Source organism: Desulfofundulus thermobenzoicus, assembly GCF_009428905.1.
In the GTDB taxonomy this organism is placed as follows: Bacteria; Bacillota; Desulfotomaculia; order Desulfotomaculales; family Desulfovirgulaceae; genus Desulfofundulus_A; species Desulfofundulus_A thermobenzoicus.
The window spans coordinates 1-7234 of sequence record NZ_WHYR01000084.1; the positions used below are offsets into that span (position 1 = coordinate 1).

Genomic DNA, 7234 nt, shown 5'->3' on the forward strand with positions numbered 1-7234 from the left:
CCTTCCCCCCGGGAGCAGGTCATCTCCCTGCCCGTTTATTACGTTAAATCCACCGGAGAGGAAACCTACCTGGTACGGGAAGTACACCGTCTTCCGGCCACCGGGGAACCGGCAGTGGCTGCAGTGCAGGAACTGATTTCCGGTACTCCCACCACCCCCGGGGCAACCCCCATTTTCCCGCAGAACACCCGGGTGCTGGGGGTTACCGTTAAGGACGGCCTGGCCACGGTGAATTTTTCCCGGGAGGTACTGGACCAAACGGCTGTGGGATCCGAGGGGGAAGCTCTGGCCCTCCAGAGCGTGGTTAATACTCTGACTGAATTTCCGGAAATTCGCGCCGTATCCCTGCAAGTGGAAGGACAGGTGGATGAACGCACCCGGGACTGGTGGGGACATGTGGGTTTATACAGCCAGCCCTTCCGCCGGGATCTTTCCCGGGTTTATGAACCGGCCATCTGGGTTTCCCACCCCATCCCCGGGCAGGTGGCGGCTGTACCGCTGCTGGTCAGGGGCAGCGCCCGGGTCTTTGAGGGCAATATCAACGCCAGACTTCTGGACGGGCAGGGGAATGTACTGGCCCGGGGAACGGCCAGCGCCTCCAAAAGTGCTCCCGACCGGGGGGATTTTGAGCTGCGGCTGAACTTTACCCCTCCGGGACAGGGGGAAGGTCTGCTGGAAGTATTCTCCATAAACCCCCGGAACGGCAGTGAAGAAAATTTAGTTAAAGTAAACGTCAAATGGCCGTAAAAGCAAGGGAAATCATGGTGACACATAAAAGAACATAAAGAAAGGAGAAAAACCATGGCCCGCAAAACAGTAAAGCAAACCGTCGCCAGCAATACCGGCCCGGTGATCGTGGAAACAGCCCAGGGGGAAAACATAGACCACCTGGTGGCCCGGGTGAAAACACAACTTCTCTGGGTGGTGGCCAGCAGCGTGGTGGCCTTTGGATTGGGCCTGCTGGCAGGAAACCTGATCAAATTTTGAGTAAATACTTACCTGTAAAAAAGGGTGCTGGCAACAGCACCCTTTTTTATTTGAGACGCCCGGGCAAAAAACCGAAAAAAAAACCCACTGTGCAGGAGTGGGATGGGAAGAAGGAGGTATATAGTTATTCGGGAATCGTGCCTGTTATTATTTTGCCACAACCGGCCCTCTTTGTTCTGTCATCCCGATGACTTTTAACCTGTCGGCTTGCCGACATATTTTCCCCGGGGGACGGTATCACCCCTCCGGCATAAAGCCGCGGGTCTGCAAAAACGGGCCGGGGGATTGTGAAGCAACCAAAAAAGCGGGGATTTAAGGCGGGTTGAATTCCACGGAAACCGTGGTACCGGGGGAAACCCGCGCCCCAGGCTGGGGCTTTTGTTTAACGGCCACGCCGCTGCCTGTGGGCTGTAGATGCAGGTGTAGTTTTTCCAGTACCGCACCGGCCTTCTTCACCGTCAGACCGGTCAGGTTGGGAACAATTACCTGTCCCCCCGGCTGAAGGCCCCCAACCCGCAAGCTGACCGTGTGTCCCCGGGAAACCTGCTGGCCGGCGGCAGGTTCCTGACCGGTAACCACACCCTCCTCACCCGGGGACCAGACCCTTAATCCCCGTTCAGACAGTAGCCAGCGGGCGTCGGCCACCGGAAACCCCGTCAGGTCGGGCACCGGCACCCGGTTATCCACCGGCCCGGCGGCCGCTTGTTCCGCCTGGGCATCCTGATGTTGCTGTCCGGGGTCCTCCGGAACGCCCAGGTAGCGCAGTGTATCCCGCACCACGGCGCTAAAAGCCGGAGCGGCCACCTCCCCGCCATGATACTGCCCTCCCCGGGGCTCCCCAACCACCACCAGGACGGCCACCCGGGGGTCCCCGGCCGGAGCAAAACCGGCAAAGGATGCCACATATTTATCGGGTGCATATCCACCGGGAACGGGTACCTGGGCAGTCCCGGTCTTACCGGCCACCCGGTAGCCCTCCACCAGGGCCCTTTTCCCCGTACCCTCCACAACCACCTTCTCCAGCATGCCGGCCACCTGACGGGCCGTATCGGCGGAAATGACCCGGCGCACCACCCCCGGAGTTATCTCCCGGATCACCTTTCCCTGGGCATCCTCCACCGCCCGGACCACATGGGGCTGCACCAGGTTACCCCCATTGGCCACAGCCGATACGGCGGTAATCAGCTGGATGGGAGTAACGGCAATGGACTGCCCTATGGACATTACGGCTATATCCAGGTCCGTTGCCTTCTGCTGGGAGACCACCACTCCCGTTTCCTCTCCGGGCAGATCAATTCCCGTGGCGCTGCCGAAACCAAAACCCCGGACGTACTTATACAGCCGTTCTTTACCCAGTCTTAAACCCACCTGGGCAAATACCGGGTTGCAGGAATTCTCCACGGCCTGGGCAAAGGTTTCCGGTCCGTGCCCCTTTTCATCCCAGCAGGAAATGCGCCGTCCCTTTACGGTAACATAGCCGGAATCAAAAAACTGTTCCGCCGGCTGCACCACCCCCTCTTCCAGGGCGGCGGCGGCAGAAATTATCTTAAATGTGGAACCCGGTTCATACGTATGATGGGTGGCCGGATTTTTCTCCCACAAACCGGAAGGAAACTCCTTCCAGCGAGAAGGGTCGAAGGTGGGACGGCTGCCCATGGCCAGTATTTCCCCGCTCCGGGGGTCCATGACCAGAATGACCGCCCACGACGGCTGATAGGAAGAAACAATCCGGTCCAGCTCCCTTTCAACGTAATACTGAATGGTCTGGTCAATGGTTAAAATCAGATTATTGCCCGGTGTGGAGGGCCGCACCAGCACTCCGGACTGGGGTATCTGCCTGTCATGGCTGTCCACTTCCAGAACCATCTTTCCCGGGGTACCCCGCAACTCGGCATCAAAGCGTTTCTCCACCCCGTTGAGTCCCTGGTTCTCGTCCCCCACAAAACCCAGCAGATGAGCCGCCAGCGTACCCTGCTTGTAAAAGCGGGTACTGGACTGGACCATGCCTATGCCGGGAAGGTTCCTGGCCTGCAGTTCCCTGGCCTTTTCCGGACTCACCCCGTATTTCAACCAGACAAAAGGTTTTCCGCCGCTCAACTTCTGCTGAACCTCTTCCCCTTTCATGCCCAGGACAGGGGCCACTGCCGCCGCCGTCCGGGGAACGTCCTTGATCTGGTCGGGGTGGGCGTAAACGGAATAAACCGGAATACTGGTCACCAGGGGGTTATGATTGCGATCGTAGATAATACCCCGGTTGGGATTCAGCACAATGTCCCGGGTGCGAATGGCCGTGGCCTCCTGGCGCAATTGCCCCCCCCATACCACCTGCACCCAGAATAGACGCAGGATTAGCAGGGCAAAGGCCAGTATGATACAAAAAAGGATGGCACCCAACCGTCTGGGAATCTTCAAACCCCTTACCAGCATGGTACAACCCTCCGGGGGTTGAAAATTGGCAAAGCTTCAAAACCCGCTTAAGGCGCCGGCTTTTTCCCCTCACCACTTCCCGGCGAAGGGGAGGGACAGCCGGCCTGCTCCGGCCGGCTTAAATGACTGCAATCGTTAAACAGGCATAAAATGCCCCTTTCCCAGGTGGGAAATTCCAGTATATTCAGGCAGGCGTTTTCCAAACGCAAACGCCAGTACTGGTTTAAGTCTATGCCCAGGACCGTACCGATCAATGAACGGATGGCTCCCCCGTGGGAGACCACCAGAATCTGCTCACCGGCATGTTTTTCCACCAATTCCTGCACAGTCCGGGTTACCCGCTCCACCACCTCGGCCAGGGTTTCTCCTCCGGGAATACGGGTATTCAGGGGCCCGTCCCACCATTTTTGAATTTCACTGGCATACCGGGCCCTTATTTCATTTACCGTCAGGCCTTCCCAGGCGCCGAAGTGAATTTCCCGCAGGGCCGGCACCTGCCGTACCTCCAAACCATGGGGAGCGGCCAGAATACGGGCCGTTTCCACAGCCCGTTGCAAATCGCTGGCATAAACCGCATGGAAACGTTCCCCCATCAGCCGGCGGCTCAACGCTTCCGCCTGTTCCACACCCCGGGGCGAAAGGGCGATGTCACTGTGACCCTGAAACTTCAAGCGGGCATTCCAGACAGTCTCCCCGTGCCGGACAAGATAAAGACGGCAAACCATGCAGTTCCCTCACTTTAATACAATCTCTCCCAGTGATTCCAGCAGGCGCCGGTTTTCCTCCCGGGGACGTACGGCCAGGCGGATGTAACGTTGCCCCAGGCCGGGAAAGTTGGCACAATTGCGCAGCAAAATCCCTTTGCTTCCCATCTTTTGCACCATTTCGGCTGCGGTATAGCCGGTGGCGCCGATGTCAACCAGCAGGAAGTTGGCCGCTCCGGGAAAGGGATGCAGACCGGGAAGGGCAGACAACCCCCGGTAGAGGAACTCCCTTTCCCGGGATACCACTGCCCGGGTCTGCCGCAAGTATTCCCTGTCCTGCAGACCGGCCACCCCCGCCACCTGGGCCAGGGCGTTAACACTCCAGGGATCGCGCAGGCGGTCCAGCCTATCCACCAGTTCCGGGGGGGCCACCAGCGCCCCCAGGCGCAATCCCGGAATGGCCAGTATTTTGGTTAATGAATAAACGAGGATTAAGTTGGGTTGCCGGCCGGCCAGGGGAAACAGGGTATATTCCCCGGGGTCGTCAACGAAGTCCATAAAGGCTTCGTCCACAATAACCACAACCCGCCGGGCCGTAGCCATATCCAGAAGCACATCCAGCTCCCGGCGCGGGATGAGGGTGCCCGTGGGGTTATTGGGGTTGCACAGAAACAGGGCATCCCCTTCTCCCAAACGCCGGTAAATATCCCTCCACGGCAGGGCAAAACCAGCCGATGGCCGGGTGAAAACATATGCAACCTCTCCGCCGGCCGCCCGTACGGCCAGGGCATACTCGCTGAAAGTGGGAGCCGGAATGAGGGCGCGGCCCCTGGCCACCACCCGGGCCAGAAGATAAATTAATTCCGCCGCTCCGTTGCCCACCAGCAGGCACCGCTCATCAACCCCCAGATGGTCCGCCAGTGCCCTTTTCAGCCTCCGGCAATCGGGGTCGGGATAATGGCTGATCTGCCACAGGTTATCCTCCACGGCTTCCCGCACCCGCCGCGAAAGACCCAGGGGGTTGATATTGGCACTGAAATCCAGAAAGTCCCTGGGAGAAAGGCCAAATTCAGCGGCCGCCCGGGTCAGATTACCGCCGTGGGGTGGCATAGATTGGCATTCATTTATTATTCTATCATCAATCGCCACTGGTGACAGCCCCCTTTTTTAAAACCAGAAGGTAACGGGCAGCAGGTCATAGAGGGGAAAAGCCAGCAATAACAGTAAAACTTCCAGCGTTTCATTGATGGCCCCGTAGGTATCGCCCGTCAACCCTCCCAGCAGGCGGACCAGAAGCAGAGCCATCCAGTGGGTGACCAGCAGGGAGACCGAAAGCATGATCCAGCCCCCCGGGCCGCCGACGGACGCCGCCGCCCCCGCCAGCAGGGTGGCCAGGGCCAGTTCCTTTCTCCCGGTGTAGCGTTTTTGCAAGAGTCCCAATCCCTGGGGCCGGGCATAGGGAAAACAGACAATGGCATAGACCATACCCCAGCGGCTCAAGGCCGGAATGACCGGTAAAATGCGCCGCAGGGTATCCCCGGGCAGGCTGCAGAGCAGGGAAAATTTCAGTAACATCAGGCAGGCCAGCCCCAGGACACCGAAGGCGCCCACCCGGCTGTCCCGCATTATTTCCAGCATTTGCTTTCCGGGCCGGCCGCTGAATACGCCGTCCATGGTATCCATGAAACCGTCCAGGTGCAGCCCGCCGCTCATGACCACCATACCCACCACCAGCAGGGCGGCCGTCACCGCCGGGGGGAAAAGGGAGCGCAGGCCCAGGTAGAGCAGCAACCAGACGGCACCCATGAGCAGTCCCACCAGGGGGAAGAAAACGGGTGCGCGGCCGTAGGCGGCTTCATCAAACTCTCCCCGGTATACGTAGAAGCGGGTTAAAAATTGCAAAGCCATGGCCAGAGTTTTCAATACACCCACCTGCCTTTTATACACGGCCCGAACAGCTGAATTTGCAGCCGGCAGCCATCCGGGCCTCTTTATACCGGCCGCAGTGGTGCAGAAATCTTTCCGCCGCCTGCGGGCAGGAAGCCAGGTGCAGGTGCAGGTACGAAGCCAGGAGATTGTTCATGACGTATCCGTCGGGCTTCCCCCGGCTGTCCCCTTCCTGATAAAGCAGGTAGGCCCGCGGAATGCCCTCCGGCATCTCCTCCAGGGAGGAATAGTGAAACTCATGGCCCCGCAACTCCTCTCCCGCCCCGGCCAGGATATTTCCGGTGAGCACCCTGGCCTTCACATAGCCCAGGGCCACCCGCCGCCGTTGCATGCGGCAGATGCCGGGTAAAAGGCCGGCCATGGGATACTCCCGCCCTTCAAAATCAACAATGGCCCGGCAGAGATACATCAGCCCGCCACATTCGGCATATATGGGCATACCCCGGTAAAAGGCTTCCCTTAAATCTTCCATGAAACTGCCGTTGGCCGCCAGCCGGTGTAAAAACATTTCCGGAAAGCCACCGCCAATATACAGGCCGTCCAGATCCCGGGGCAGCACCCCGTCCTCCAGGGCGTTCAAAAAAACCAGCTCCGCCCCCAGGGCCTCCAAAAGATCCAGCCCATCCTGGTAATAAAAGTGAAAGGCGGCGTCTCTCACCACCCCGATCCTGACCGCGGGCGGCAGGGGTTCGGCCGGGAAAATTCCCCCCTCCCCTTCCGGCAGGGGAGGAGCACTCCGGGCCACCGCCACCAGCCGTTTCAGATCAATCCCATCCCCCAGGGAGTCCTCCAGCCGGTTCAAATGCTCGGACAGGGCATCCTTTTCGCTGGTGGGCAAAAGACCCAGATGCCGCTCCGGTAAATATACTTCCTGACGGCGCCCGATCCAGCCCAGCACCGGCAGGCCGGCCTCTTCTTCAATAGCTTTCCGCAGCAGGGTATAGTGCCGGGGACTGCCCACCCGGTTTAACAAAACGCCGGCCAGGGGCACCGCCGGATCAAAGAGACGGTAGCCCAGGACCAGGGCCGCCCCGCTGCGGGCCAGGGAGCGGGCGTCAATCACCAGCACCACCGGTGTGGACAGCCATTTGGCCACCTGGGCGGAACTGCCCTCTTCCCCCGCCCCGCGGCCGTCGTAAAGACCCATGACCCCCTCGATAAGACACAGG

The 7234-nt window shown here is 59.6% G+C and carries 7 protein-coding genes; 2 read left to right on the plus strand and 5 right to left on the minus strand.

What is annotated here, in order from left to right; genetic code table 11:
- Positions 1-747, plus strand: a 747-nt coding sequence (locus GFC01_RS17305) for a GerMN domain-containing protein (RefSeq protein ID WP_152948400.1), incomplete at its 5' end; no start/stop codon positions are given.
- A 54-nt stretch (positions 748-801) separates the two neighbouring features.
- On the plus strand, positions 802-987 hold the full coding sequence (locus tag GFC01_RS17310) for a hypothetical protein (RefSeq protein WP_152948401.1): 186 nt from the start codon (positions 802-804) through the stop codon (positions 985-987).
- Positions 988-1299: 312 nt separating this feature from the next.
- Here GFC01_RS17310 and GFC01_RS17315 read toward each other — a convergent pair whose 3' ends face one another.
- From GFC01_RS17315 to GFC01_RS17335, 5 genes are all read right to left on the minus strand, one after another.
- Positions 1300-3414 carry a penicillin-binding transpeptidase domain-containing protein gene (locus tag GFC01_RS17315; RefSeq protein WP_152948402.1) on the minus strand — a complete coding sequence of 705 codons (2115 nt, stop codon included), beginning with the start codon at positions 3412-3414 and terminating at the stop codon, positions 1300-1302.
- A 47-nt stretch (positions 3415-3461) separates the two neighbouring features.
- Complete coding sequence (gene cobC / locus GFC01_RS17320; RefSeq protein WP_152948403.1) at positions 3462-4139, minus strand: alpha-ribazole phosphatase; 678 nt, start codon at positions 4137-4139, stop codon at positions 3462-3464.
- A gap of 9 nt (positions 4140-4148) precedes the next feature.
- Positions 4149-5267 (minus strand): threonine-phosphate decarboxylase CobD, encoded by a 1119-nt coding sequence (gene cobD, locus GFC01_RS17325; protein WP_341474079.1) that lies wholly within the window; start codon positions 5265-5267, stop codon positions 4149-4151.
- 18 nt (positions 5268-5285) lie between these two features.
- Entirely contained in the window at positions 5286-6065 is a 780-nt protein-coding gene (gene cobS / locus GFC01_RS17330; protein WP_341474080.1) for an adenosylcobinamide-GDP ribazoletransferase, read from the minus strand.
- On the minus strand, positions 6058-7234 hold a 1177-nt coding region (locus GFC01_RS17335), incomplete at its 5' end, for a cobyrinic acid a,c-diamide synthase CobB (protein ID WP_152948404.1). The genes GFC01_RS17335 and cobS, both read right to left, overlap by 8 nt.

What these genes read in the sequence shown, in the direction of transcription:
- GFC01_RS17315 (WP_152948402.1), bottom strand. Translation starts at nt 3,414, where the DNA reads ATGCTGGTAAGGGGTTTGAAGATTCCCAGACGGTTGGGTGCCATCCTT.
- GFC01_RS17310 (WP_152948401.1), top strand. Translation starts at nt 802, where the DNA reads ATGGCCCGCAAAACAGTAAAGCAAACCGTCGCCAGCAATACCGGCCCG.
- cobC (WP_152948403.1), bottom strand. Translation starts at nt 4,139, where the DNA reads ATGGTTTGCCGTCTTTATCTTGTCCGGCACGGGGAGACTGTCTGGAAT.